27 protein-coding genes are annotated in these 26,027 nt (G+C 61.5%); 10 read left to right on the top strand and 17 right to left on the bottom strand.

The window, feature by feature from the left end; all coding sequences use genetic code 11:
* Nucleotides 1-19 precede the first annotated feature (19 nt).
* The 4 genes from NDJ82_RS19265 to NDJ82_RS19250 are packed head-to-tail and all read left to right on the top strand — an operon-like array spanning nucleotide 20 to nucleotide 3,247.
* On the top strand, nucleotides 20-835 hold the full coding sequence (locus NDJ82_RS19265; RefSeq protein WP_158876593.1) for a MetQ/NlpA family ABC transporter substrate-binding protein: 816 nt from the start codon (nucleotides 20-22) through the stop codon (nucleotides 833-835).
* On the top strand, nucleotides 832-1,947 hold the full coding sequence (locus NDJ82_RS19260; protein ID WP_250926097.1) for a methionine ABC transporter ATP-binding protein: 1,116 nt from the start codon (nucleotides 832-834) through the stop codon (nucleotides 1,945-1,947). Before NDJ82_RS19265 ends, NDJ82_RS19260 begins: the two co-directional genes overlap by 4 nt.
* The gene (locus NDJ82_RS19255) at nucleotides 1,937-2,581 is read left to right on the top strand and encodes a methionine ABC transporter permease (protein ID WP_250926096.1); all 645 of its coding nucleotides are present in this window, start codon (nucleotides 1,937-1,939) and stop codon (nucleotides 2,579-2,581) included. Before NDJ82_RS19260 ends, NDJ82_RS19255 begins: the two co-directional genes overlap by 11 nt.
* 39 nt (nucleotides 2,582-2,620) lie before the next feature.
* The gene (locus NDJ82_RS19250) at nucleotides 2,621-3,247 is read left to right on the top strand and encodes a class I SAM-dependent methyltransferase (protein WP_250926095.1); all 627 of its coding nucleotides are present in this window, start codon (nucleotides 2,621-2,623) and stop codon (nucleotides 3,245-3,247) included.
* Nucleotides 3,248-3,382: 135 nt separating this feature from the next.
* On the opposite strand, the gene NDJ82_RS19245 is transcribed toward NDJ82_RS19250, so the two are convergent.
* The 11 genes from NDJ82_RS19245 to NDJ82_RS19195 all read right to left on the bottom strand — a co-directional run bounded on the left by NDJ82_RS19245 (nucleotide 3,383) and on the right by NDJ82_RS19195 (nucleotide 15,199).
* Nucleotides 3,383-6,439 carry an efflux RND transporter permease subunit gene (locus NDJ82_RS19245; RefSeq protein ID WP_158876586.1) on the bottom strand — a complete coding sequence of 1,019 codons (3,057 nt, stop codon included), beginning with the start codon at nucleotides 6,437-6,439 and terminating at the stop codon, nucleotides 3,383-3,385.
* Nucleotides 6,436-7,506 carry an efflux RND transporter periplasmic adaptor subunit gene (locus tag NDJ82_RS19240; RefSeq protein ID WP_099584381.1) on the bottom strand — a complete coding sequence of 357 codons (1,071 nt, stop codon included), beginning with the start codon at nucleotides 7,504-7,506 and terminating at the stop codon, nucleotides 6,436-6,438. The genes NDJ82_RS19245 and NDJ82_RS19240 overlap by 4 nt, the downstream gene beginning before the upstream one ends.
* Nucleotides 7,503-8,585 carry an efflux RND transporter periplasmic adaptor subunit gene (locus NDJ82_RS19235; protein ID WP_099584380.1) on the bottom strand — a complete coding sequence of 361 codons (1,083 nt, stop codon included), beginning with the start codon at nucleotides 8,583-8,585 and terminating at the stop codon, nucleotides 7,503-7,505. The genes NDJ82_RS19240 and NDJ82_RS19235 overlap by 4 nt, the downstream gene beginning before the upstream one ends.
* Before the next feature lie 479 nt (nucleotides 8,586-9,064).
* The gene (locus NDJ82_RS19230; protein ID WP_250926094.1) at nucleotides 9,065-9,913 is read right to left on the bottom strand and encodes a transporter substrate-binding domain-containing protein; all 849 of its coding nucleotides are present in this window, start codon (nucleotides 9,911-9,913) and stop codon (nucleotides 9,065-9,067) included.
* Nucleotides 9,910-10,686: an amino acid ABC transporter ATP-binding protein gene (locus NDJ82_RS19225; RefSeq protein ID WP_191960121.1), complete on the bottom strand. Its 777-nt coding sequence runs from the start codon at nucleotides 10,684-10,686 to the stop codon at nucleotides 9,910-9,912. Before NDJ82_RS19225 ends, NDJ82_RS19230 begins: the two co-directional genes overlap by 4 nt.
* On the bottom strand, nucleotides 10,683-11,342 hold the full coding sequence (locus NDJ82_RS19220) for an amino acid ABC transporter permease (protein WP_112192932.1): 660 nt from the start codon (nucleotides 11,340-11,342) through the stop codon (nucleotides 10,683-10,685). The genes NDJ82_RS19225 and NDJ82_RS19220 overlap by 4 nt, the downstream gene beginning before the upstream one ends.
* Nucleotides 11,323-11,988: an amino acid ABC transporter permease gene (locus NDJ82_RS19215; RefSeq protein ID WP_003187615.1), complete on the bottom strand. Its 666-nt coding sequence runs from the start codon at nucleotides 11,986-11,988 to the stop codon at nucleotides 11,323-11,325. Before NDJ82_RS19215 ends, NDJ82_RS19220 begins: the two co-directional genes overlap by 20 nt.
* Nucleotides 11,989-12,244: 256 nt before the next feature.
* Nucleotides 12,245-13,027: a MetQ/NlpA family ABC transporter substrate-binding protein gene (locus NDJ82_RS19210; protein WP_099584375.1), complete on the bottom strand. Its 783-nt coding sequence runs from the start codon at nucleotides 13,025-13,027 to the stop codon at nucleotides 12,245-12,247.
* A gap of 126 nt (nucleotides 13,028-13,153) precedes the next feature.
* Entirely contained in the window at nucleotides 13,154-14,077 is a 924-nt protein-coding gene (locus NDJ82_RS19205) for a sigma 54-interacting transcriptional regulator (RefSeq protein WP_099584374.1), read from the bottom strand.
* 47 nt (nucleotides 14,078-14,124) lie between these two features.
* The gene (locus NDJ82_RS19200) at nucleotides 14,125-14,706 is read right to left on the bottom strand and encodes an alpha/beta hydrolase (RefSeq protein ID WP_099584373.1); all 582 of its coding nucleotides are present in this window, start codon (nucleotides 14,704-14,706) and stop codon (nucleotides 14,125-14,127) included.
* Nucleotides 14,707-14,950: 244 nt separating this feature from the next.
* Entirely contained in the window at nucleotides 14,951-15,199 is a 249-nt protein-coding gene (locus NDJ82_RS19195) for a hypothetical protein (protein ID WP_191947065.1), read from the bottom strand.
* 404 nt (nucleotides 15,200-15,603) lie between these two features.
* On the opposite strand from NDJ82_RS19195, the gene NDJ82_RS19190 reads away from it, so the two are divergent.
* Nucleotides 15,604-16,452 (top strand): EamA family transporter, encoded by an 849-nt coding sequence (locus NDJ82_RS19190; RefSeq protein WP_250926125.1) that lies wholly within the window; start codon nucleotides 15,604-15,606, stop codon nucleotides 16,450-16,452.
* Nucleotides 16,452-17,399 (top strand): LysR substrate-binding domain-containing protein, encoded by a 948-nt coding sequence (locus tag NDJ82_RS19185; RefSeq protein ID WP_191960493.1) that lies wholly within the window; start codon nucleotides 16,452-16,454, stop codon nucleotides 17,397-17,399. Before NDJ82_RS19190 ends, NDJ82_RS19185 begins: the two co-directional genes overlap by 1 nt.
* An 84-nt stretch (nucleotides 17,400-17,483) precedes the next feature.
* Here NDJ82_RS19185 and NDJ82_RS19180 read toward each other — a convergent pair whose 3' ends face one another.
* The 4 genes from NDJ82_RS19180 to NDJ82_RS19165 form a co-directional block, all read right to left on the bottom strand.
* Nucleotides 17,484-17,885, bottom strand: a complete 402-nt coding sequence (locus tag NDJ82_RS19180; RefSeq protein WP_010565408.1) for an ExbD/TolR family protein — start codon at nucleotides 17,883-17,885, stop codon at nucleotides 17,484-17,486.
* Nucleotide 17,886: 1 nt separating this feature from the next.
* On the bottom strand, nucleotides 17,887-18,606 hold the full coding sequence (locus tag NDJ82_RS19175) for a MotA/TolQ/ExbB proton channel family protein (RefSeq protein WP_099584371.1): 720 nt from the start codon (nucleotides 18,604-18,606) through the stop codon (nucleotides 17,887-17,889).
* Nucleotides 18,607-18,660: 54 nt separating this feature from the next.
* Nucleotides 18,661-19,470, bottom strand: coding sequence for an energy transducer TonB (locus NDJ82_RS19170; RefSeq protein WP_250926093.1), 810 nt, complete (start codon nucleotides 19,468-19,470; stop codon nucleotides 18,661-18,663).
* A 224-nt stretch (nucleotides 19,471-19,694) separates the two neighbouring features.
* Nucleotides 19,695-20,561, bottom strand: a complete 867-nt coding sequence (locus NDJ82_RS19165) for a LysR family transcriptional regulator (protein WP_250926092.1) — start codon at nucleotides 20,559-20,561, stop codon at nucleotides 19,695-19,697.
* Between the two features lie 102 nt (nucleotides 20,562-20,663).
* Between NDJ82_RS19165 and NDJ82_RS19160 the strand changes: the two genes are divergently transcribed.
* A complete protein-coding gene (locus NDJ82_RS19160; RefSeq protein WP_191947068.1) occupies nucleotides 20,664-21,833 on the top strand; it encodes a CynX/NimT family MFS transporter in 1,170 nt (389 codons plus the stop codon).
* 97 nt (nucleotides 21,834-21,930) lie between these two features.
* Nucleotides 21,931-22,866: a LysR family transcriptional regulator gene (locus NDJ82_RS19155; RefSeq protein WP_250926091.1), complete on the top strand. Its 936-nt coding sequence runs from the start codon at nucleotides 21,931-21,933 to the stop codon at nucleotides 22,864-22,866.
* Here the strand turns inward: NDJ82_RS19155 and NDJ82_RS19150 are convergent.
* The gene (locus NDJ82_RS19150; protein WP_250926090.1) at nucleotides 22,757-23,851 is read right to left on the bottom strand and encodes a fatty acid desaturase; all 1,095 of its coding nucleotides are present in this window, start codon (nucleotides 23,849-23,851) and stop codon (nucleotides 22,757-22,759) included. The genes NDJ82_RS19155 and NDJ82_RS19150 overlap by 110 nt on opposite strands.
* Before the next feature lie 100 nt (nucleotides 23,852-23,951).
* Here NDJ82_RS19150 and NDJ82_RS19145 point away from each other — a divergent pair, with 100 nt between their 5' ends.
* Entirely contained in the window at nucleotides 23,952-24,956 is a 1,005-nt protein-coding gene (locus tag NDJ82_RS19145) for an AraC family transcriptional regulator (RefSeq protein WP_112192921.1), read from the top strand.
* A 127-nt stretch (nucleotides 24,957-25,083) separates the two neighbouring features.
* On the opposite strand, the gene NDJ82_RS19140 is transcribed toward NDJ82_RS19145, so the two are convergent.
* Nucleotides 25,084-25,449, bottom strand: a complete 366-nt coding sequence (locus NDJ82_RS19140) for a response regulator transcription factor (protein WP_122307453.1) — start codon at nucleotides 25,447-25,449, stop codon at nucleotides 25,084-25,086.
* Nucleotides 25,450-25,549: 100 nt separating this feature from the next.
* On the opposite strand from NDJ82_RS19140, the gene NDJ82_RS19135 reads away from it, so the two are divergent.
* Nucleotides 25,550-26,023 carry a GlcG/HbpS family heme-binding protein gene (locus NDJ82_RS19135; RefSeq protein ID WP_112192919.1) on the top strand — a complete coding sequence of 158 codons (474 nt, stop codon included), beginning with the start codon at nucleotides 25,550-25,552 and terminating at the stop codon, nucleotides 26,021-26,023.
* The last annotated feature ends 4 nt before the right edge of the window (nucleotides 26,024-26,027 follow it).

Raw genomic sequence — 26,027 nt, 5'->3', positions numbered from 1 at the left:
TTATGACTGGAAATAAACCATGAAAAAAATACTGCTCTCCCACCCAGTCAAAGCACTGGCCCTGGCCCTCGGGTTGTTCAGCTCGGCGGTGTTCGCCGCCGATGCGCCGCTCAAAGTCGGCACCACTGCCGCCTTCGCGATTCCCCTGGAAGCCGCCGTCGCCGAAGCCGGCAAGCAGGGCCTCAAGGTCGAGCTGGTGGAATTCACCGACTGGATCGCGCCCAACGTCAGCCTGGCCGCCGGCGATATCGACGTGAACTACTTCCAGCACATCCCCTTCCTGGAAAACGCCAAGGCCGCCGCCGGGTTTGACCTGGTGCCCTACGCGCCGGGCATCATCAACAACGTCGGGCTGTATTCGAAGAAGTACAAAAACTTCAACGAACTGCCCGAAGGCGCCAGCGTGGCCATCGCCAATGACCCGATCAACAGCGGTCGCGGCCTGCAACTGCTGGCCAAGGCCGGGCTGATCACGCTCAAGCCGGGCGTAGGCTACAAGGCCACCGAAGAAGACATCGTCGCCAATCCAAAGAAAATCAAAATCCTGCAAGTCGAGGCCGTGCAACTGGTGCGCGCCTATGATGACGCCGACCTGGTGCAGGGCTATCCGGCCTATATCCGCCTGTCCAAGACCTTCGATGCTGAATCGGCGCTGCTGTTTGACGGCCTCGACCACCCGGAATACGTGATCCAGTTCGTGATCCAACCGAAGAGCAAAACCGACCCGCGCGTGATCAAGTTCGTCGACATCTACCAGCACTCGCCGGTGGTGCGCGCGGCCCTGGATAAATCCCTGGGCAAGCTCTACCAAGTGGGCTGGGAAGCTAAAAAATGACCGCCGCCAACACCCAACTGCGCGACCTGAGCACACCGCCCAGGGACGCCGAGCAGACTGAACTGCATCCGGACCTGAACCGCGCCCATGTGCGTTTTATCAACCTGGGCAAGACCTACGACGGCGCGGTGCATGCCTTGCAAGGCATCGACCTGGCGATCCAGCGCGGTGAAGTGTTCGGCATCATCGGCCGCAGCGGCGCCGGTAAATCCTCGTTGATCCGCACCATCAACCGCCTGGAACAACCGAGCAGCGGGCGCGTACTGATCGATCAGGTGGACATCGGCGACTTCGACGAAGACCGCCTGGTGGCGCTGCGTCGGCGCATCGGCATGATCTTCCAGCACTTCAACTTGATGTCGGCCAAGACCGTGTGGCAGAACGTCGAGCTGCCGCTCAAAGTCGCCGGCGTGCCCAAGCCCCAGCGTGAGCAGAAGGTGCGCGAACTGCTGGAGCTGGTGGGCTTGCAGGACAAGCACAAGGCCTACCCGGCGCAGCTGTCCGGCGGGCAGAAACAGCGCGTGGGCATCGCCCGTTCACTGGTGCATGACCCACAGATTCTGCTGTGCGACGAGGCCACCTCGGCGCTGGACCCGGAGACCACGCAATCGATCCTCGGCCTGCTGCGCGAAATCAACCAGCGCCTGGGCCTGACCATCGTATTGATCACCCACGAAATGGCGGTGATCCGCGACATCTGCGACCGCGTGGTGGTGCTGGAACACGGGCGTATCGTCGAGCAAGGCCCGGTGTGGGAAGTGTTTGGCAACCCTCGGCATGAGGTCAGCAAAACCCTGCTGGCGCCGTTGCAACACGGGCTGCCGGAAGAACTGCAAAGCCGTTTGCAGAGCACGCCTTCGTCCACGGACGCCGCCGTGGTGCTGCGCTTGCAGTTCACCGGCAGTGCCAGCGATGAACCGGACCTGGCGGCGCTGTTCAGCGCCCTCGGCGGGCGCGTGCGCTTGTTGCAAGGCGGCGTGGAACGCATCCAGGGCCATGCCTTGGGGCAATTGCTGCTGGCGGTGAATGGCGCCCCCCACAGCGCCGAAGAACTGCGCAACCGCGCCGCGAATTGGGCACAACAGGCGGAGGTGCTGGGCTATGTGGTTTGATCGTTTATTGCAGGGCGCCATCGACACCTTGTTGATGGTCGGCGTGTCGTCGCTGATCGCGTTGCTGGTGGGGATTCCACTGGCGGTGTTTCTGGTGACCAGCGACAAGGGCGGCATCTACCAGGCGCCGACGCTGAACCGAGTACTCGGAGCCTTCGTCAATCTGTTCCGCTCGATTCCGTTTTTGATTCTGATGGTGGCCTTGATCCCGTTCACCCGGCTGATCGTCGGTACCACCTACGGCGTATGGGCCGCCGTTGTGCCGCTGACCATCGCTGCCACGCCGTTCTTTGCGCGGATCGCCGAGGTGAGCCTGCGCGAGGTCGACCACGGTCTGATCGAAGCCGCACAAGCCATGGGCTGCCGTCGCTGGCACATCATCTGGCACGTGCTGTTGCCGGAAGCGCTGCCGGGGATTGTCGGCGGCTTTACAATTACGCTGGTGACCATGATCAACTCGTCCGCCATGGCCGGCGCGATTGGTGCAGGCGGCTTGGGCGACATTGCCTACCGCTACGGCTATCAGCGTTTTGACACGCAGATCATGCTCACCGTGATTGTGCTGCTGGTGGTGCTGGTGGCGGTGATTCAACTGGGCGGCGATCGCCTGGCGCGGGTGCTGAACAAGAGGTGAGGTATAGTCGGGCCATCTCAGCGCCCGGTATTCCCCGTCATGACCCTCAAGCCCGACGACCTCAACCAGATCACGTCCACCACCCTCGGCCACTACAACAAAGTGGCCGAGGATTTCCGTGAAGGCACCCGCGACCACGATGTCAGCCAGAACATCGACGCGCTGCTGCGGCATATCCAAGGCGCGGCGCCGTTCACCGTGCTGGATTTCGGCTGCGGGCCGGGGCGGGATTTGCAGACCTTTACCCGCATGGGCCACATCGCCGTCGGGCTGGACGGCTCGGAGCGGTTTGCGCAGATGGCGCGTGAAGACAGCGGCTGCGAGGTGTTGCAGCAAGATTTTCTCAAGCTGGATTTACCCAATGAGCGCTTCGACGGGATCTTTGCCAATGCAGTGCTGTTTCATATCCCCAAGCAGGAACTGCCGCGTGTGCTCAAGCAGTTGTATAGCGCATTGAAGCCTGGGGGCGTGCTGTTCAGCTCCAATCCACGGGGTGAGAACCAGGAAGGCTGGAACGGGCCGCGGTATGGGTCGTATCACGACTTGGCGGCGTGGCAAGGTTTGCTGACGACGGCGGGGTTTGTGGAGTTGGAGCACTACTATCGCCCGGCCGGTTTGCCACGGGAACAGCAGCCTTGGCTGGCCAGCGTATGGCGCAAAACCTGAATAGCTGCCTGGCAATACATTCCAAATGTGGGAGGGGGCTTGCCCCCGATGGCGGTGGGTCAGTTAGAACAATTTGACTGACACACTGCTATCGGGGGCAAGCCCCCTCCCACATTTTTGACCGCACTCCGCCCGTTAAACGCGTTGCTCCTGCTTGGGCTCGCGGATCTTGTACCAGGCCACATACAGCGCCGGCAAAAACAGCAGCGTCAGCAACGTTGCGATGATAATCCCGCCAATCATCGCGTACGCCATCGGCCCCCAGAACACCTCACGCGCAATCGGGATCATTCCCAGGCTGGCCGCTGCCGCCGTGAGCAAAATCGGGCGACGCCGGTGCTCGGTGGCTTCCACCACCGCATCCCACGGCGTGTAGCCGGCCACTTCGTATTCGTGGATCTGCGTCACCAGGATCACCGAGTTGCGAATGATGATGCCGATCAGCGCCAAGATGCCCAGGATCGCCACAAAGCCCATGGGCGTACCCGTGGGGATCAACGCCAGCACCACGCCGATCAGGCCCAACGGCGCCACGCTGGCCACCAGGAACATCTTCTGCACGCTGTGCAGCTGGATCATCAGGAAGGTCGCCATCAGGAACAGCATCAACGGCACCACGCTGGCGATCGGGCCTTGGGCCTTGCCGCTTTCTTCCACGGTACCGCCCGTGGCGACCTTGTAACCCACCGGCAAACCGGCGCTGAATTTATCGATCTCGGGCTTGAGCTGCTTGACCAGATCCGTCGGCTGCATCTCGTCACGCACCGAGGCCTTGATGGTGATGGTCGGCTTGCGGTCGCGACGCCACACCAGCGGCTGCTCCAGTTCGTAACGCACGGTGGCGAACGCCAGCAGCGGGATCGAGGTGCCGTTGGGCGTGACGATCTGCAGGTTCTGCAAGGTTTCCGGGGTGCCGCGTTCGGCGTCTTCAGCACGGCCGACCACGTTGATCAGGTAGATATCGTCGTGCACCTGGGTCACCGACGCGCCGCTGACCACGCTGTTCATCAGTTGGGCCACGTCTTCCGACGACAGCCCCAGTTGCCTTGCCTTGTCCTGGGCGATGTCGATGCGCAGCACTTTGCCGGGCTCGTTCCAGTCGTAGATGATCTCGCCCAAATGGGCGTTTTTATCCAGCAGCGTCGCCAGTTCGATGGCGTGCTTGCGCACCTGGTCGGTGTCTTTGCCGGATACGCGATACTGGATTGGACGCCCCACCGGCGGGCCCATTTCCAGGGGCTGCACGAAGCTGCCGATGCCGACAAAGTCATCACGCAGGCGTTTTTGCAGGCGCGCAATCAGCTCGCCGCGTTCTTCCAGGCCTTTGCTGACGATCACCAACTGCGCGTAGTACGGGTTTTCCAACTGCTGGTCGAGGGGCAGATAGAACCGAATCGCGCCCTGGCCGATATAGGTGCTCCAGCGTGCGATGTCGGGGTCGTCCTTGATGATCGCTTCCAGGCGGTCAACGGCCTTGCGCGTCTCGTTGATCGAGGCGTTTTGCGGCAGGTTGAGGTCGACGAGGATTTCCGGACGGTCCGACGACGGGAAAAACTGGTTCTGTACGAACTGCATCGAGAACACCGAAGCGACGAACAAGCCCACGGTAATGCCGATGGCCCACCAGCGGTTGCGCATGGCCCAGAGCATGCCGCCGTTGAAGGCGCGCCCGATGCGCCCAGGCTCGGCGTCGTGGGGTTTGACCTTGGCGCTGAGGATATGCACACCGATCACCGGCGCAAACAGCACCGCCACCACCCACGACACCAGCATCGCCACGGCAATCACCGCAAACAGGGTGAAGGTGTACTCGCCAGCCGAACTGGCGTTGAGGCCAATCGGCACGAAACCGGCGACGGTCACCAAGGTACCGGTGAGCATCGGGAACGCCGTCGAGGTATAGGCGTAGGTCGCGGCCTGTTCCTTGGTTTCGCCCTTTTCCAGGCGCGTGATCATCATCTCCACGGTGATCATCGCATCGTCCACCAACAGGCCGAGGGCGATGATCAACGCGCCCAGCGACACCCGCTGCATGGTAATGCCGCTGTATTCCATGAACACGAACACCAGCGCCAAGACCAGCGGAATCGAACACGCCACCACCAACCCGGCGCGCATGCCGAGGCTGATAAAGCTCACCACCAGCACAATAATCACGGCTTCAAACAACGCGCTGGTAAAGCCGCCGACGGCCTCTTCCACCACTTCGGCCTGGTCGGAGACTTTGTGCACCCCGACGCCCACCGGCAGGTCGGCGGTCAGTTCGTCCATGCGGGTGTGCAGGGCCTTGCCGAACGACTGGATATTGCCGCCCTTCTGCATGGCGATGGCCAGGCCAATCGCCGGTTTGCCGTTGAACCGGAACATCGGCCGCGCCGGGTCGACGTAGCCGCGGCTGATCTCGGCGATGTCCGCCAGGCGATAGAAACGGTCATTGAGCCGCAGATTGACGTTGGCCAGGTCCTTTTCCGAGGCGAACTGCCCCGACGTGCGCACCGAAATCCGCTCCGGCCCTGCCTCGATCACGCCCGCCGGGGTCACGGCGTTCTGCGATTGCAGGCTCTGCACCACCTGGCGCTGGTCGACGCCCAGGGCGGCCAGTTTGCGCGTGGAGAAATTCAGGTAAATCACTTCGTCCTGCTGGCCGATCATCTCGACCTTGCCCAGCCCCGGCACCGAACGGATCTCGGCGCGCACCTGCTCCACATAGTCGCGTAACTGGCGCATGGACAGGCCGTCGCCGGTAAAGGCGTAGACCGAGCCGAATACATCGCCAAACTCGTCGTTGAACGACGGCCCCTGCAAACCCTGGGGGAAGGTGCCGCGAATGTCGTCGATCTTCTTGCGCACCTGGTACCAGATTTCCGGGATGGCCTTGGCGCTGGTGGTGTCCTTGAGAAATACAAACACCGTGGACTCGCCCGGCCGCGTGTAGCTTTTCACGTAGTCGAGGGAGTCGAGTTCTTCGAGTTTTTTCTCGATGCGGTCGGTGACCTGCTTGAGGGTTTCTTCCTGGGTCGCGCCTGGCCAGCGGGTCTGGATCACCATGGTCTTGATGGTGAAAGACGGGTCTTCCTCACGCCCCAGGTTCATGTAGGAGAACACGCCCATCAACAGCGCGACGAACATCAGGTACCACACGAAGGACTGATGCTTGAGGGCCCAGTCGGATAAGTTGAAGCTCCCTTTCATCGCGGGCTGTCCTCGTCGATTTTGACTTTTTGCCCGGGCTTCAGGCTGTTCACGCCAGCGGTGACGACACGTTCGCCGGGTTTGACGCCGCCGTTGAGCACCGCGCTGTGGCTGTCCCGGCTGACGACACTGACATCACGCGGTTGCACGGTCTGGCTTTGGGTGTCGAGGATCCAGAGACGGGTCTTGCCGTCGACGTCTTGCAGGGCGCTGAGGGGCAATTCCAGGCGCGGCGCGATGGCCGTGCTCAAGGTCACGCTGATGGCGGTGCCCAGGCGGAATGCGGCGGGCGTATCGCTCAGGGTCAGCCGGGCGCGACGGGTACGGGTGGCGCTTTGGGCCTGGGGTTCGATCTCGCGCACGATGGCGGTGGTGTTGACGCTGGGGTCCAACTGGCTGGCGACCAGGAACACCACGTCAGGTGGCAGGCGCTCGGCGAGGCCGGCGGGCAGGTCGATGACCGCTTCCTTGATGTCCGGGCGCGCCAGGGTCACCACTTGCTGGCCGGCGCTGACCACCTGGCCAGCCTCGGCGTTCCAGGCGGTGACGATGCCCGCGTGGTCGGTGCGCAACTCGGCGTAGTTGAGCTGATCCTTGGCCTGGTTGACCGAAGCCTTGGCTTGGTCGAGTGAGGCCTGGGTGGTTTTCAGGTCGGTCTGGGCGATATCCAGTTGCGCCTGGGCGCCGACGCCACGGTTGAACAATTCCTGCTGGCGACGAGCGTTGGCCTGGGCATTGATGAATTGCGCCTGGACGCGAGCGAGGTCGCCTTGGGCGGCGCGCAATTGGTTTTGCTGATCCGTGGGGTCGAGCACAGCGAGCAAGGCGCCCTTCTCCACTTCAGCCCCCACATCCACGGCGCGGCGGGCAATACGTCCCGGCACGCGAAAGCCCAGATTGCTTTCATAGCGCGCCTGGATGGTGCCGGCGAAGCGACCGAGGGTTTCCTGGTCTTCGGCCTTCACTTCCATGGACAGCACCGGGCGCACGGGCTCGGGCGGCGCCTCTTCCTTGGAGCAGGCCGCCAGCAGCAGGCTGGCGGCGAGGGCTAGCGTCAGACGCTTCATGGCTGGGCTCCCTGCTGGGCAATCTCGACCAGCATGCCGGGGTGCAGCAATTGCCCACCGGCTACCACGACTTTTTCACCGCCTGTAAGGCCATCGCCGATGATGACCTTGCCGGTGAGGTAACGGGCCACCGTGACCTTGTGCAGTTGCGCCTTGCCGTCGCCATCGATCAGCCACACCGCGGGTTCACTCAAGTCTTTGGTCAACGCCGACCACGGCAGCTCTACGCTCCGCTTGGCCTGCCCATTGGCGGTGGCGCTGACCACCGAACCGAGCTGCATTCCTTTGGGCAGCGATTGCAGCGCAATCTTCACCTGCACCGTGCCGGTGTTGGCCGCCACGGCAGGCGTGACTTCACGGACTTTGCCCTGGGCCTTGATACTCGGGTTATCCAACAGGCTGACGGTGATCGGCGCATCGGGCGGCGGCTCCACCAGCAGGGATTCGTAAACGTTGAACACCGCATCACGCTCGCCGTCGCTGGCCAGGCTGAAAATTGGCACAGTGGCCTGCACCACCTGGCCGACTTCCGCTTGGCGAGCGGTGATCACACCGGGCGTTTCAGCGATCAGCGAGGTGTAGCCCAGTTGCTCGCGGGCATTGGCCAGTTGAGCCTGGGCAGCGGCCAGGGCGCTTTGGCTGCTGCGCAGCGCGGCCTGGGCGGCATCGTATTCGCTGCGGCTGGTGTAGCCCTTTGGCAGCAGTTTTTCCTGGCGCACAAAGGCTGCCGCCGTCTGCTTGACCCGCGCCTGCTCCGCCACGACCTGGGCCTGGGCGGAATCGACGCTGGTCTGCAAATCCTTGGGATCGAGCTTGGCCAGCACTTGCCGGGCGGTCACGCGGTCACCCACATCCACCATGCGCTGGATGATCTTGCCGCCGACGCGAAAGGACAGGTCGGTTTGCACACGGGCCTGGATATCCCCGGTCAGTGTGACCGCCGCGGCAAAATCCGCCGACTGCACGGTTTGCACAAAGACCCGGGAATGCTGCTTGGGTTCGGCCTTTTCCTGGCCGCAAGCGCTCAGCAACACCACTAAACCCAGGCCGACAATACAAGTGGAAATACGACCGCCCATGCAGACTCCTTGTGCGCGATGCGATGTGCCAGTGTGTATGCGACTGTGAGCTTAGTTCAGGGTTCCTTATCTGCATGGGCCAGCACGTTTTGAGGTGATTTCACTGGCCTCATCGGGGCATGGGTATCTACACAACTTCCTGGGGATGCTGAATCTATGACAACTGGGCTGTTGTGGTGAGCGGGCTTGTCCCGCGCTGGGCTGCGAAGCAGCCCCAAAACCGGCCAATGGGTTATGACTGAAAAAACGCGGTGCCTGAATTGGGGCCGCTTCGCAGCCCAGCGCGGGACAAGCCCGCTCACCACAGGGTCATGTGTCAGCCTTTAAGAGTTGTGTAGATACCTATGCTCATCGGGGGCAAGCCCCCTCCCACATTTGACTGTATTCACACATCAGAATCTGTGAACCCAACCCACTGTGGGAGGGGCGGTGCGACGATTCGACTTGCCCCCGATGAGGCCAGTAGCATCAATGAAGAATCAGCCCTGCCACTTCCCGCCTTCAACAATCACGCTCTCCGGCTTGGTCTCATCGCTCAGTTCTTTACGCACATATTGGTCATACAGCTTGAGCAAAAACTTCTCTTCACCCAGCTTGGCCAACTCGGCGTTCACCCAGTCGCGCAGTTCGACATTGCCCTTCTTCACCGCCGGCGCAATCGGCGCTTCATCACCTAACTTCTCTTCCAGCACACGATAGCCAGGGTTCTGCTTGGCCCAGCTGAACAGCACCAGGTTGTCTTGGGCGTAGGCATCGCCACGGCCAGCCGACAGTGCTTGCAGCGACTCGGAGTTTTTCTCGAACTTGAGCAGTTTCCAGTCCGGGTGGTTTTTGGTCAGCCAGATATCGGCGGTGGTGCCAGTGGTGACGATGGTGGTGCGGCTGGCCAGGTCATCCAGGCTTTTGATCGCGCTGTCGTTAGGCACCAGGGCCTGTACCGCGACTTTCAGGTTGGGGTTGGTGAAGTCCACTGCTTCCTTGCGTTCCGGCGTCACGGTCATGTTGGCGAGGATCAGGTCGACCTTGTCGCTTTGCAGGAACGGAATACGGCTGGCCGGTTCCACGGCGACGAATTCGACTTTGTTCTCATCGCCCAGCAGGTCCTTGGCGAATTGACGGCCGATGTCGGTATCGAAGCCAACGTAACGGCCCGCTTCGTTCACAAAGCCAAACGGTGGTTTGTCGGTAAAGACCCCAACGATCAGCTTGTCCCGCGCCTTGATTTTGTCGATGTAGCTGACGGCCGCAGGTTTTTCCGGCTCTTCGGCCTTTTTATCGCAGCCGGCCAGCAAGGCGACGGCCAACAGTGGCAACAGTAGTTTTTTCATATCAGTTCCAGTTCCTTGGTTTTCTTGGGCAGTGTTGAAACAAAGGAGAACTTCTCCAGGAACTGCTGCGCGCGTGCGGTTTGCGGGTTCGTAAAGAATGCCTCGGGGGTGTTGTGTTCGAGGATGCGACCGGCCTCCATAAACACCACGCGGTCGGCGACGGCGCGGGCGAAGGCCATTTCATGGGTGACGATCAGCAGGGTCATGCCATCGCGGGCCAGCCCCTGGATCACTTCCAGCACTTCCTTGACCATTTCCGGGTCAAGGGCGGCGGTGACTTCGTCAAACAGCATGACCTGGGGGTTCATGCACAGCGAACGGACGATGGCGATACGTTGCTGCTGGCCACCGGAGAGCTGGCGCGGGAAAGCATCGCGTTTGTCGGCCAGACCGACACGTTCCAACAGCTTTTCGGCCTGCTCGCGGGCTTCGCGGGGGTCGCGTTTTTGCACTTTGAGCGGGCCGAGCAGGATGTTGTCGAGCACGCTCATGTGCGGGAACAAGTGGTAGCTCTGGAACACCATGCCGATGTCCTGGCGCACCTGGCGCCAGTCGGTGTTTTTGCCCAGCAGCTCGCGACCTGCAAACCGCAGACTGCCGCTGTGGGCCACTTCCAGCCCATTGAGGCAACGCAGCAAGGTGCTTTTGCCGCAGCCGCTGGGGCCGAGGATCACCACCACTTCGCCGCTTTGCACACCCAGGTCGATGCCCTTGAGCACCTGCGTCTCGCCGAAAAATTTGTTGAAACCCTGAAACTCGATCAATGCGCTCATGCTTGGGCCCAGCGCCGTTCCAGCACCTTGGAGGCGGCCGACAACGGGTAGCAGATAAAGAAGAAAAACAGGAACAGCACGCCGTAGATCAGGACCGACTCGTAGGTGCGTTCGATGATTTGCTGGCCGACTTTGATCACGTCCACCACACCGATCAGCACCGCCAGGGAGCTGGTCTTGATGATGCGCGTGTAGACGTTGATGGTCGGCGGAGTCATGCGCTTGAGGGCCTGGGGCAGCAGCACGTAGCCGTACAGCTGCGGGTCCGACAGGCCAATCGACAAGCCCGCTTCTCGCTGGCCACGGGGCAGCGAATGCAAGGCGCCGCGCACCACCTCGCCCACCTCGCTGGCGCCCCACAGCGACAGCACCAGCACCGCGCACCAGAAGCTCGGGATGCTCAAGCCGAAGAAAATCGGCAGGCCAAAAAACAGCAAGTACAGCCATACCAGCACCGGGATCGCCCGGAACAACTCCAGGTACACCCGCAGCACTGCGTTGATCAGCTTGTTATTCAACGTGCGCAGCACGCCATACAACACGCCGCCGATGGTGCTGAAGGCAATGCTCAAAAACGAGATCGACAGGGTTTGTGCAGCGCCCTTGCCCAATTGCGGCAACGACACCCACAACAACTCAAGACCCGAACTGGCCATGCTGGAGCCTCCTTTCCAGGCGGCTGAGCAACAGCGACAGCGGCAAAAACAACAGCACGCAAATCAGCGTCAGCACGGCGAGCATTTCGTAGGTTTTGTAGTAGAGCGCGATGTAGCTCTTGGTGGTGTAGAGAATCTCCGGCACCGCCACGGCGGAGACCACGGTGGTCTCCTTGAGCAGGAAGATGAAATTGGCGAACAGCGCCGGCAGGCTGAGGATGCCGGCCTGGGGCAGGATCACATGGCGCAGCAACTGCCAGTCGGACAGGCCGATGGACTTGCCCGACTCGATCTGCGCCAGCGGCACCGCTTCCACACCGGCGCGCAGCACCTCGGTGAGGTAGGCGCCGCCCAGGAACGTCATGGTGATGATCGCCGCCCAGAACCCGGAGATATTGAAGCCCAGTGCCGGCAGCGCGAAGTAAACAAAAAACAGTTGGATCAGCAGCGGCGTGTTACGCGCCAGCTCCACGTACAGCGCCACCAGGCGCGACAGGTAGGGCGTGCGAAACACCAGCAGCGCGGCGTTGATCAGTGCCACCAGCAGCGAGGTGGCAATGGCAATCAGGCCGACTTGCAGCGTCACCCCCACGGCTTTCAAAAACGCCGGCAAGGTGCTGAGAATAAATGCGAAATCGAAGGTCATCGTGAGTCCATATCGCCGCATGGGTAATGCCGCGAGCGCCGTCCATTCCGACGTGGGTAACGTCGGCTAGCGCGAACTTTAAAGGTATAAAAAGCAAAGTTTAAATACCAAAATAGCATATTGATATCACGCAAAAACCTAACCGCGGGATTCGCGGGTTGGGCAATTGGATTGCATTCCAACTGTCAGGCATAAAAAAACGCCGACGCTCTACAAGCCATCGGCGTTGAAACCTTGAAGGGGGTTTTTACTTACATCAGAACGCCGGCACGACCGCGCCGCTGTACTTCTTCTCGATGAAGGCTTTGACTTCCGGGCTGGTCAGGGCCTTGGACAGTTTCTGGATTGCATCGCTGTCCTTGTTGTCCGGGCGAGCCACAAGGTAGTTCACGTAAGGCGAGTCGGAGCTTTCCAGGATCAGTGCGTCCTTGGCCGGGTTCAGCTTGGCTTCCAGGGCGTAGTTGGTGTTGATCAAGGCCAGGTCAACCTGGTCCAGTACGCGTGGCAGCAGGGCCGATTCCAATTCTTTGAATTTCAGGTGTTTCGGGTTGCTGGCAATGTCTTTGGGCGTGGCCAGAGCGTTGGTCGGGTCTTTCAGGGTGATCACGCCGTTCTTTTGCAGCAGCAACAGGGCGCGGCCGCTGTTGGAGCCTTCGTTCGGGATGGCAACCGTGGCGCCATCTTTCAGGTCTTCAATTTTCTTGATCTTTTTCGAGTAACCGCCAAAGGGTTCAACGTGCACGCCGACCACGGTGACCAGGTTGGTGCCCTTGCCCTTGTTGAAGTTTTCCAGGTACGGCAGGGTCTGGAAGTAGTTCGCATCCAGGCGTTTCTCAGCGACTTGCACGTTCGGCTGCACGTAGTCGGTGAACACTTTGATTTCCAGGTCCACGCCTTCCTTCTTCAGGGTTGGCTTGATCAGCTCCAGGATCTCGGCGTGCGGGATCGGGGTGGCGGCCACCACCAGTTTCTCGTTGGCCTGGGCGAAGCCGGCAGTCAGGGCAGCCGCCAGAGCGGTAAACAACAGAACCTTTTTCATGCAGTGTCCTTATCGGAATTCCGGGGCGTCGGTGACGACCGTTGTTATGTGGTGTGCCAGCGAAGTGCTATCGCGGCGTGAAACGGACAATACCTAGTTTTTTTATTCCCGAACAATATCTTTTATTCACGTTGATATTCCATTTTGCTCATGTAGGAATTTTCGCAATGATTCCTGCTCGGCAGGACTGGCACTGTTGAAAATCCGCTGCAGTTGCTCCAACGGTGAGCCCGCCGCCGGCAGGTTCAAATGCTCGGGCAAAATTTCGTCGCCGCTGCTGACCAGCAGGGCAAAGTGAATGACGTTCTCAAGTTCCCGGGTGTTGCCCGGCCAGCTGTGGTGTTCGAGGACGCGCTGGGCCGCATCGCTGATCAGCGGCACTGGCAGGTCCAGGCGCTGGCTGTAGATGCCGAGGAAGTACTCGGCCAATGAAAGGATGTCGCCGACCCGCTCGCGCAGCGCCGGCAAGTCGAGCCGGCCTTCGCTCAAGTAATGGAACAGCCGTTCATGAAACTTGCCCGCCGCCACGGCCTGGGCCAGGTCGATACTGGTGGCGGCCACCAGGCGCACGTCCACCGGGCTCGGCTGATGGGCGCCGACGCGGGTGACTTCGTGGTTTTCCAGGGCAGCGAGCAATTTGACCTGGATCGGCAGCGGCAAGTCGCCGATCTCATCCAGGTACAAGGTGCCGCCATTGGCCGAACCAAACCAACCGGCCCGGCTGCTGGCGGCTCCACTGTGGGCGCCGGCGGCGTAGCCAAACAACTCGGCATCGGCGTAAGTCGGGCTGATCGCGCCGCAGTTGACCGAGACAAACAGCCCGGTGCGGTCGCTGCCACGGTGGATATGCCGCGCCAGCAGTTCTTTACCGCTGCCGGTCTCGCCACGGATCAACACCGGCAAGGCTCGGGGGGCGAGGTTTTCCAAGTCTTCGCGCAGTTGCCGCGAACGCGGGTCGACAAACACCAGCGCCTTGGCACGAATGCTCAGCGGGCTCTTTTCGGCGTCGGGGAAGGTCAGCAAGGGCTGGCCGAAGGTTTCATGACTCATGGCAGGCTCCCGCCCCAATCCACTCAGGGACGGGGCGTTGAAAAAATTTATGCGCTACGCCGGGCGTGGTGCTCAAGGCGGTTTTGCAGGCGATAGAGGTAGGCGAAACCCTGCTCCCAGCGCTGGTGACCGGACTTCACATTGATGTGGCCAGCGCCGGAGAGGATGCCGGCTTCGGCGCCCCAATTACGCGCCAGTTCCAGCGCACGCGGGGCGCTGACGGCACTGTCGTTGTCGGAGCCAACCACTTGGCTGGGAAACGGCAGCAGATCGGTCGGGATGGGCGCGAAGTTGCGCAGGGCCGCAGAGCAGGCCGGGCGTTCGACATCGGCCGGCGCCACCAGCAACGCTCCGCGCACCTGCCGCAGGTACTGCAACGGCGCGGCGGCAGCCCAATGGGCCACGGTGATGCAGCCCAGGCTATGGGCGATCAGAATCACCGGCGTACTGTCGGCGGCGATGGCCTCGGCGAGCGCAGCCACCCAGTCTTCGCGACGCGGGGTGAACCAGTCGGCCTGCTCCACCCGCGCACTGTTGGGCAAGCTGTTTTGCCAATGGGTTTGCCAATGATCTTCTGGCGATCCTTGCCAGCCCGGCACGATCAGATAACGAATCGACTCGCTGTGCATGGGTGTGCCCTCCTGCAGCGTTTAACGTTGTAGGACAGTATAGGGACGGGGTTTATATTCGTTAAGGAATAAGAAGCTATTTATTAATAACCAAAAATCCATTATCCCTGCAGATCCAAATGTGGGAGGGGGCTTGCCCCCCGATTGCAGTGGGTCAGCTACAGATAAGCTGACTGATACACCGCCATCGGGGGCAAGCCCCCTCCCACATTGATCGGATTTCACATTGGAATTGCAGTGGTTTTCAGCTCGCGTGACGGGTCCGAGGCATACAGTCGATGGTGCGATCTACCACCGTCTTGGCCATTTCCAGCAAATGCCACACCGCATGGATTTTCGCGCGGTCGTGCGGCTGCAGGTGCTCACAGCAGTCCCATACGGTGGCCGAGGCGCTGTGGATCAGGTGAGCGATATAAAGTTGGGCGTCTTCGAAACTGAGATTTTCGTTGGCGACGAGACAATCGAGGGGTGGATCGGGAAGTGCTTTGGTCATGGTGTAACTCCTATTGAACATGGGAGCGACCACTAACGCTGCTAAACGATAAGTGGCAGCTGTACGCGGGTTAGCAGACTGGCCAATAGGAACACCAGCGCACCCGAGGGTGCCCCACGCACAGCCGCCATAAACGCGGAAGTGAACCGTGTGCCTATTGAACTCAGGCTGCTAAACCCGATCACTGAAAACCAGCGACGGGCCGAAGACTAGCCATCCATTCCAACAGCCACAAGGCGGCGGGGATTGTCTCGGAAACGTCCTGCAATTTAAAGGGATATGACTTGCTGGCCCTTTACAAACCATTACGGATTTTAATGGCAGCACTGACGAGCTTTCGCTTCTGGCCATCACACTTGGCTGCGTTAAATAGCCGCCTTCATTTCCCCGACCGCCCGAGCCCCATGGACAACTCCGACATCGCGATCACCCTCGTTTTGATCTCCGCTTTCATGCATGCCACCTGGAACGCGGTCGTCCGGGGGGGGAGCAGTCGCTTCATGACCTTGGCCATGGTCGATGGTACGGCGCTGCTGATCTGCCTGGGGGCGCTGCCGCTGGTGAATGCGCCAAGCCCGCAGGTGTGGGGCTATGTGCTGGTTTCCGTGGTGCTCAACACGGCCTATCGATTGTTTCTGATCAAGGCGTATGAGACCGGCGACTTCGGGCAGGTCTACCCGGTCATGCGCGGGGTGCCACCGGTTTTAGTTGCGCTGTTTTCCTACTTTCTGCTCCATGAGCAGCTATCGCCCTACGCAATGGCAGGCGTGTTCCTGATCTGTGCCGGCATTATCAGCCTGACATTCGTGCGCAAGATGACCGCGCGTATGCTCAAACCGATCGTGATGGCGGTGTGTGCGGGTGCGTTCATCGCGTCCTACACAGTGGTGGATGCCAAGGGTGTAAGAGCCAGTGAGACGGTACTGCAATACATTCTCTATCTGACGGTATTCCAGAGCATTCCGATTCCGGCGCTGGCGGTTATCAAAAAGCGTGTGGCATTCGCAGAGGCCATTCGCAACCATTGGAAGGTCGGCGTCATGGGCGGCGTTTTGTACCTCACTTCCTACGGCCTGGTGCTGTTTGCGCTGTCGCTGGACGCGGTGGCCAAGGTCTCAGCGCTGCGGGAAACCAGTGTTATTATCGGCGCCATCATTGCCGCGCTGTTTTTTCACGAGCAGTTCGGCTGGCGGCGGATGCTTTCGGCGTCCGTCATTGTTTGCGGGATCATCTTGATCAAAGTGAGCACCTGATGGGCCAACGTCCGCCACCTACTCCCATGCTGCAAGCCTTTGTCAGTGCTGCACAGACGGGAAGTTTTGCGCGCGCCGCCTCGCAGTTGAATCTGACCGCCAGTGCGATAAGCCATCAAATTGCGGGGCTTGAGGAGTGGTGGGGCGTGCAGTTGTTTGAGCGCCACTCTCGGGGCGTGAACCTCACGGCAGCGGGGCACGTTTTGTTGCCGGTTGCAGATGGTTTTTTCCAAGCCCTTGAGGCGGCTTTGCACACACTTAATCCGAGCAAGTCCCAGCCGCTTTACCTCTCGTGCACGTCTTCTCTGTGTTCCACCTGGCTAATCCCCAGAATGCATGGTTCCCACACCGATGCTTCATTCAACCTCGACCTGGTATTAACCAGTGCGGACATGAACAGCGCCAATCTCGGCGCTCATCAGTTCGATGTCGCGATTGTGATGGGGTACGGCGACTATCCGGATCATCATGCCGAACTGCTGATGCGAGATGCCGTGTTCCCGGTGTGCTCGCCAGAATTTCAACGTGCCAATGGCGATATTCCGCTGACTGATATCGCGCAGTATCCACTCATTCACCGCGTGGACGATCAGGTGTGTCCGGGGTGGGAAAGCTGGTTTGCGTTTCAGGGCCTGGCGGCTGCGCCTTATCACCATGGGCCACGCTTTCCGGACTCCAGCCTGGCAATCAGCCTGGCGGTTAAGGGTGGCGGGATTGCACTGGCCAGGACAGCGTTAGTGTATGACCAGTTGGAAGAGGGCGCGTTGGTCACACTCGGCGGGCCGGTGATGATGTCGCCGGCGGCGTACTACGTTATTTGTCGCAACGGACGGCAATCGGAACCTGATATTGCTCGGTTGATTGGCTGGCTTAAAGAAAGCGCTGGAAAGTTTCAGCGTGAAGTTGAAATCCGGTATCCGCAAATCGCTGGGGTTGGTTCACTCTGAATCTGTGGTATTGCTGAAATCGAGGCAAAAAAAAGGCCGCACCCTGCCAAGGAGACGGCCAAAAAATTGTCGAGGCTTTTGCAATCAACGGGCGGTAATCACCGACAGCTTGGTTATCCCCGCGCGTTCGATAGACGCCATGGCTCGCGCCACTTCGCCGTAGTTCACTCCGTCATCCGCCTGCAGTTGTACCCGCACATCGGGATCCTTGGCCTTGGCCGCCTGCAGGTTGAATTCCAGCAGGTCCGGCTGGATTTCGTCCTTGTTGATAAACAGCTTGCCGGCACCGTCGATGCTGACCACCAGCGGGTCTTTTTGCTCGACCGGGGCCACGGCCTCGGTCTTGGGCAGGTTGATCGGAATCGCGTTGGTCAGCAGCGGCGCGGTGACGATAAACACCACCAGCAGCACCAGCATCACGTCCACCAGCGGCGTAACGTTGATCTCGCTCAGCACCTCATCGCTGTCTTGCGTGGAGAAGGCCATCTCAGGACGCCTCCTTCACTTTTTGCGGGTTGCCGGCATTGGCTTTGTTCAGCGCCGGGTGCAGCAGTACGCGGAAGGAGTTTTTCTGCGCGAGGCTGTAGAAGTCGTGGGCAAAGTCGTCAAGATCGGCTGCCGTGAGCTTCAGGCGACGCAGGAAGTAGTTGTAGACCAGCACCGCAGGCACCGCGACGGCGATACCGACGCCAGTCGCCACCAACGCTGCGCCAATCGGCCCGGCCACGGTTTCCAGGCTGGCAGAACCGGCGGCGCTGATGCCCTTGAGCGCTTCCATGATCCCCCACACGGTGCCGAACAGGCCGATAAACGGCGAGGTGCTGCCGATACTCGCGACCACGGCCAAGCCGGTTTCCAGGGAGCGGCGCTCGCGTACGATCTGTTGACGCAGGGCGCGTTCGAGACGGTCTTGGTGGTTGATCGCCTGGCTCAAGTCCGCCGCGTGGGGTGTTTCGCCGACCTGGATCGCGGCGTAACCGGCCTGGGCCACACGGGCCGCAGCGCCCGGCTGCGTTTCAGCCAGTTCAGCGGCCGAATCCAGACTCGACGCCGCCCAGAACTGTTTGTGGAACTTGCGATCCTGGGCCTTGAGACGCCCGAACTGCACGCCCTTGAGCAGGGCCAGGCCCCAGGTGGCGACCGAAAAGACCACCAACAGCCAGATGACCGCGCTTTCAATGGATTCAAGTGGAGATGCTAATGCCATGGTGTGTTCCCTCTGTACAAGTCGCGGCGTGTGCAGCACCCCGCAGCGCAATAGTTAGTGAATCTTGAAGTCGATCGGTACGCTGACCCAGCCGTCCTGGGCCACTTCGCCCTGCTTGGCCGGCACGAAGCTCCAACGCTTCACGGCGGTCAGTGCGGCGTCGTCGAGTTGCTGGCGACCGCTGCTTTTCTGGATCTGGATCTCACCCGGTTTGCCGCTGGCCAATACCTGCACCCGCAACAGCACCGTGCCTTCCCAGCCCCGGCGCTGGGCCAGTGACGGATACTCCGGCGCCGGATTCTTCAGGTACGCGGCGTTGGCCGAAGCCGGGGTGACCGGGGCGGGTGCTGGCGGCGCGACCGGTGCCGGCGCGGGTGGCGCAGGTACAGGCGGCGCCGGCGGTTGCTCAACCGGTTTCGCGACAGGCTTGGGCACCGGCTTGGGAACTGGCTTGGGTTTGGGAATCTTTTTCGGCGCCGGCTTGGCGGCCAATTCATCCACCACAGGTGGCGGCGGCTCGACCACCGGCGGCGGCGGGGGTGGCGGCGCGGGCGGTGGCGGTTCCACCACGGGTGGCGCCGGCTGGGAAAATTCGATGGTCATCGGCGGGATTTCCGGCGGCACAATCGGCAGCACCGGCGTGGCTTTCTGGCTCACCCAATAGATCACCGCACCGTGCAGGGCCAGCACCAGCAACCCGAGCAGAATCCCTTCGCGGCGGCTGGAAAAACGCTTCGGCGTCTTCTGCGTCCGCAGCTGCCCCAAAGGCGCGCGATGCGGCCGGCCAAGGTCGACCAACTCACCACCCGGTGCCTGGCGCCATGGCGCCTCGTGTGCACTGGCGGCGGTCTGGACATTGCCCATTGATTCACTCCCTACGGTTTTTGACACAAAAAACCGACGGGCCTGCGTGGAAGGCCGTCGAGGGCTGAATCATCGGGGCCAGACGTTTATCTCTTAAAGTAATCTTTAAAGTTATACATAGATCTAAATTGAATAAATAAACCTGACGTAAATGCCCAGGCCACGGCCTGCAAGGGCTGGCGCCAAGGTGCATTTTTTCAATGCTTTTCAGGCATAAAAAGTATTCATTGAAGGCATGGTTCGATGGGGCTGTTCGCGCACAAATCCAGCAACTCAGCCTGCAAGCATTGCCCCGCCGCGCTCAGGCCGTGGCGCGCATATAACGCCAGGCGCACGCCTTGTACCGCTGGCAAACCGCTGTCCGGTCCCAATTCCACATGCCCCGGCTGCACCACCCGGCGCGGCAACAAGCTCACGCCCAACCCCGCCGCCACCGCCGAACACACGCTGGCCAGGCTGGCGCTGGAATAGCCGATACGCCAGCGCCAGCCGCCTACTTCCAGGTGGTGCAGCATTTCATTGCGGTACAGCCCGCCCACCGGGAACGCCACCAGCGGCAATGGATCGCGGCCCAACGAGGGCGTGCTGCGGCTGTCGACCCAACACAGCGGCTCGGGCCACGAGGCCAGGCAGTCGTCGCTGTCGCCCATCTGCTTGACCAGCAGCACATCGAACTCGCCGCTGCGAAATTGGCGCTGCAACTCCGGGCCCAGACCGCTGGTGACCTCCAGGCGCACCCGTGGATACGCCAGCACGAAGGCCGAGAGCAACGGCATCAGGCGCTCGGCGGCAAAGTCTTCCGGGACCCCGAGGCGTAGCACGCTGTCGCTCTGCTGGTTGATCAACACATCGGCGGCCTCTTCATGCAGCGCGAGGATGCGCCGCGCATAGGCCAGCAAGCGCTCGCCTTCGGCCGTGGCGACGACGCGGCGTTGGTCGCGATCCAGCAACTGGCACGCCACCGCGTCTTCCAGGCGGCGGATCTGCTGGCTGACGGTGGATTGGGTCAGGTGCAGGCGCTCGGCGGCACGGGTGAAGTTGGCGCAGTCCACCACAGCCACAAAACTTCTGAGCAACATGGGATCGAACATGATCATTCCCTTTACCACTGGTTGGCATGGTTATATTTAATTTCAGAATACCTGTGGCGCTGGCCATACTCACGCCTCATTTACTCACCGCAAGAGCGCTGCATGACCCTCAACAAATCCCTCGCCGGCTGGGGCCTGCTGGTGGTGCTGGGCCTGAACCTGCGGCCGATCCTCAGTTCCATCAGCCCGTTGCTCGGTGAAATCCGCTTGGCCACCGGCCTGAGTTTCCAGAGCAGCGCCCTGCTCACCAGCCTGCCGGTGGTGTGCATGGGGCTGGTGGCGCTGGTGGGCGTGCGCGTCGAAGCGCAACTCGGTGAACGGCGCGGCATCGCCCTGGGCTTGATGATGATTCTGCTGGCGTGCCTCGCGCGCTGGCTGATGGGCCAGGGCTCGGCGCTGTTGGTCACCGCGTTGCTCGGCGGTGCCGGGGTGGCGCTGATCCAGGCGTTGGTGCCGGCGATGATCAAACGCGAATTTCGTCACCGTGTGCCGGTGGCGATGGGCGTGTATTCGGCCTCGCTGATGGCCGGTGGTGGGCTGGCAGCGCTGCTCAGCCCATTGGTGGCCACACACTTCCAGCAATGGCAGGCAGGTTTGGGCGTGTGGCTGTTGCCGGCGCTGGGCGCCTTGCTGCTATGGGTATGGCTGCCCTTGGGTGCGGCGAAAACCCCGCAGGTGGTGCCGGCGTTCAAGGGCCTGCGCAATCGTCGGGCCTGGCTGCTGGCGGTGTATTTCGGGCTGGTGAATTGCGGCTACATGAGCCTGGTGGCGTGGCTGCCGGCCTACTATCAGCAACTGGGCTGGGGCGTGCTGCCCAGCGGTTCGTTGCTGGCGTTCATGACCATCTTCCAGGTGCTCGCCGCACTGCTGATGCCGATGCTGGCCCAACGCGGTATCGACCGCCGCCCCTTGCTCTGGATCAGCCTGTTGGCACAAACGGTGGGCTACCTCGGGCTGCTGCTGGCGCCGCTGCAGTTTCCCCATGTGTGGGTAGCGTTGTGCGGCTTCGGCCTGGGTGCGTGTTTCGCCCTGAGCCTGCTGCTGACCCTCGACCACCATCGCGACCCACGCCAAGCCGGGCAACTGGCGGCCTTCGTGCAGGGCGTGGGGTTTTTGATCAACGCGATTTCGCCATGGATGACCGGCTGGCTGCGCGAAATCACCGGCAGTTTTGCCAGCGCCTGGGTGGTCCTGACGGTGACCGCAGTGACGATGCTGGTGGTGACGCGCGTGTTCAGCCCGGCCACCTACCGCACGGCGCCGGCTCTATAGATATGCATTTAAGGTCTAGCAAAATCGCTATAGCTTCGTTGACGGAATAAGCAATCCCCTTAAAATCCCGGTTCTCCTACAGGATGTCGGGCACACAATGGACCTTCGCCAACTGCGCTACTTCATCGCGTTGAATGAGTACCGCAGTTTTGTGCGCGGCGCCGATGCCATGGGCATTACCCAACCGGCTTTCAGCCGCAGCATCCAGGGCCTTGAGCAGGAATTCGGCTGCATACTGGTGGACCGCGCGCACAAGGACTTGCGCCCCACCCCCGAAGGCCAGGTGGTCTTGCAACATGCCTTGAGCCTGGTTCAAGGCGCCGCCCGGCTCAGCCATGAAGTCACACGCATGACCAAGCTGGATGCCGGTGAAGTGCGCTTCGGCAGCGATGCAGTGGCGGCGGTCAACCTGGTTCCCCAAGCGATGGCACGGCTCATCACCGCCCACCCCAAGGTACGCAGCGTGTTGCAGGTGGATAACTGGGAAAGGCTCGGGCGCAGCCTGAGCCGTGAAGAGATCGAATTTTTCATCGCCGATGTGCGCCACTTCGAAGCCGACCCGAACTTCCAGACCCAAGCGCTCTCGTCTCGGCGCAGCGTGTTCTTCTGCCGCGCCGGACACCCGTTGCTGGCCAAGGACAGCCTGTCGACCAATGACCTGTTCGACTATCCACTGGCCACGCCGTTGATCGCACCAGGCATTCGAAAACTGCTGGCCAACCTCAGCGGGCGCATCGACTTTGCCCCCGCTATCGAGCTGGAGCAGTTTGCCGCGCTGGCTGTCATCGTGCGCCAGTCAGACACCATCGGCCTGGGCGCCGAGGAAGCCTTCGCCGCCCACTTGGCCAGTGGCGAATTGAACGTGCTGCACTGGCGCAACGTGCCTCATGCCTTGGAAAGCCTGAACAGCCGCTGCGGGGTGATCACCCGCGCTGGGGCTCGCCTGTCGCCTGCGGCGAAGGCGCTGATCGAAACGCTGCTGGCGGTGGAAAACCAAGCCGATTGGCCCGCGCAAACGTCCCGAAGTCATTGAACCGCACGCCCATCTCGGCCATCACCTTATGCGCCACTTTGGCGGTCATCTGGCGGATGTAGAACGGCTCCTTCACCACAAAATGATGAATCCCGTGGGTGCTGCCGAAGTTGAAGCAAAACGCCTGCAACGGCCACATCCACCAGGGGTTCAACACTTGGGTCTGCTGGATCACATTGCCCAGCTCCACATCGCCGTAGTAGTGCATGTTGGAGCTGACAAAGTGCAGGCAGAAGGTGCGCAGCACGTTGGGGCCGATGATCACCACGGCGGCGATGTCGATCACCTGCATCATCTGCAACGTGCCGGCGGACCACTCGACCGGCGCGCCCAACAGGCTGGCGACGCCGTTGGCCGCATGAAAACCGAGGAAGATGTACCACGCGCCCCAATGCAGCAGCGCCAGTGGTGCGTAGACCAGCAGCGAGCGTTTGAGGATCTTGAATTTGTGGCCCCAGGTCTTGGCGCGCAGCATGCGGATAAACGCCGACATCACGTTATCGCCCACCATCAGCAAACGCGCCAAGCCCCAAGGCTCGCCGTTGGTGATGGCGCGCTCTTCCATATCGGTCTCGGTGCCGGAGACTTTGTGATGGTTGAGGTGCAGGTGGCGGCGGATCCACGGGTTGATGGTGCTGGGCCGCGCCAGCCACACCAGGCCCATCATCAGGTTGTGGGGCACACGCCGTTTGCGAAAGTACATGCTGTGGATCAGGTCGTGTTCCAGCTCGTGGGTCAGCGAAGCGAGGAAGGCGTTGAGCAGCAGGCACACCCACCAGGCCATATGCCCGGTGATGTAGAGCGCCGCCGAGCCGATCATGCCCAGCAGCGCAAAGGCCAGGATGCCCGCGCCCAAGGCGTCCTGATGCAGCAACCACGGGTGCTGCCGGCGCAAGCGCACGCCTTCGGCCAGTACCACTTCACGGATATGCGCGGAACGCTGTTGCGCGTTCATCTGCTGGGGACTTGCAGAAGTACCGTCCATGCTTCCATCCTCTGTTTATTGATGGATGCATCCTGACTCACGCGGTACGTCAGGGCAGCAGCCCCACACGCCAACCTGTTGACCGCAAGCGCCAATCGCCATGACCGAACCCACGTCCCTCGCCAGCTGGACCCGTGCCCTGCGCAAGCAGCTCGACGCCCTGGGCCTCGACAGCGCCGCGCTGTGCATCCAGGCCGGGCTCGACCCGCAGCAGATGGACGACCCCAATGCGCGCTACCCGCTGTCGGCGACCACGCGCCTGTGGGAACTGGCGGTGCAGGCCAGCGGCGATCCGGCGATTGGGTTGCGGGTGTCGCGGTTTGTCAGCCCCACCACGTTTCACGCATTGGGCTATGCGCTGGTGGCCAGCGGCAGCCTGCGCGAAGTGTTCGAGCGCATCGTGCGTTATCACCAGGTGGTCAGCGATGCGCTGACGCTGGAGCTGACGCGGCACGACGAGCGCTACCGTTTTCGCCTGCTGCAACCCCAAGGCAGCCCGGCACCGGCACTGGAAGCCATCGATGCATTTGCGGCGATCTATGTGCGCACTTGCCGCAATCGCCTGGGCCGGGATTACGCGCCCTTGGCCGTTTATCTAAGGCGTCCGGAACCGGTTGACCCCAAGCCCTGGCATGCAGTGTTCCGCGCACCGGTATTTTTTGGCGCCGTCGATGACTGCCTGGAGTTCGCCGCGCAGGACTTCGACAGCCATCTCGACGACGCCAACCCGGAGCTGGCCGAACACAACGAAACCGTGCTCAAACGCACCCTCGCCCAGCTGCAACCGCTGACCTGGGAGCGCAAGGTACGCGCCGCGATCGAAGCGCAACTGCCCGACGGCGAGCCGAGCGCCGAGCGGATTGCCCAGGCGCTGCACTTGAGTTTGCGCAGCTTGCAGCGGCACCTGGCGGATGAAGGCTGTCGGTTTGATGCGCTGCTCAATGAGTGCCGGCAGAACCTGGCGCTGCTGCACTTGCGGGACCCGCAGTGCTCGTTGGCCGAGATCAGCCATTTGCTGGGGTTTGCCGATACCAGCAGTTTCAATCGGGCGTTCAAACGATGGACGGGGGTAACACCGGGGCAGTTTCGCGATGGGTTGCGGTAGGTAGATGTGGGGTGAGGGTCATGGCCTCATCGGGGGCAAGCCCCCTCCCACAGGGGAACGCATTTCAACGGGTGGGGGGGGCTTGCCCCCGATAGCAATGGTCCAGGCACTGCAAGTTCCGGATCAGTCAGCGCCCACGATCGCGCCGCAACAACTTCCTCACCCGCGCCACCAACGCCTTGGCTTCAAACGGCTTGAGCAGGTAGTCATCCTCATGCAATTCCAACCCACGCAGGCGATCTTCGATACCGCCCGGCGTGGTCAGGAACAACACCGGCGTATCGCCCTTGTGCCGAATCGCCTGCTGCAATTTCCAGGCATTCAGCCCTGGCAGCATCACGTCGAGAATCACCAGATCGTACTCGGTGCTTTCCACAAAGCGCTGCGCCGCCATGCCATTGGCCGCGACTTCCACGGCGAAACCGGCCTCGCCCAGGCCTTGGGCCATGAGCTGCGCCAGTTGCGGCTGGTCTTCCACTAACAACACCTGCATGCCTTACCTCTGGGTTTGATTACAAACCTGTCATCAAATTGTGCGGTTTCTGACCCCGTTGACTGGCTAGGGTGGCGGCCTGTTTTCCGGAGTCGTCTTTATGTCCCGCCATGCCTTGTTCCTGAGCCTTGCCATCTGTACCGGCGCGCTGGCTGCACCGCAGTTGCCACGCCATGCCGACCTCGACTTGCACACAGCGCGCCAACTGGCCGACGCCAGCCTTGCCCACTGCAGCGCCGCGCTGACGGTACTGGACCGTGGCGGCAACCTGCTGCTGAGCCTGCGCGCCGACGGCGTCGGCCCGCACAACAGCCTCGCCAGCCAGCGCAAGGCGTACACCGCGCTATCAACCAAAACCCCGACGCGGCTGTTTGCCGAGCGTGCGCGCAACAATCCCGAGGCCGCCAACCTTAACAGCTTGCCCGAGTTGCTGTTGCTCGGCGGCGGCGTGCCGCTGTTTGCCGAGTCTGAACTGGTCGGCGCGCTGGGCATCGCCGGTGCCGGCGGCGCCGCGCAGGACGAAGCCTGTGCCGTACAGGCCGCCGGGCAACTGGGCCTGAAAACTTCCCTCTGATTCC

This window comes from Pseudomonas sp. SR18, assembly GCF_023701505.1.
GTDB classification, from domain to species: Bacteria; Pseudomonadota; Gammaproteobacteria; order Pseudomonadales; family Pseudomonadaceae; genus Aquipseudomonas; species Aquipseudomonas cyclaminis.
This window is presented reverse-complemented; position numbering and strand designations above follow the sequence as displayed.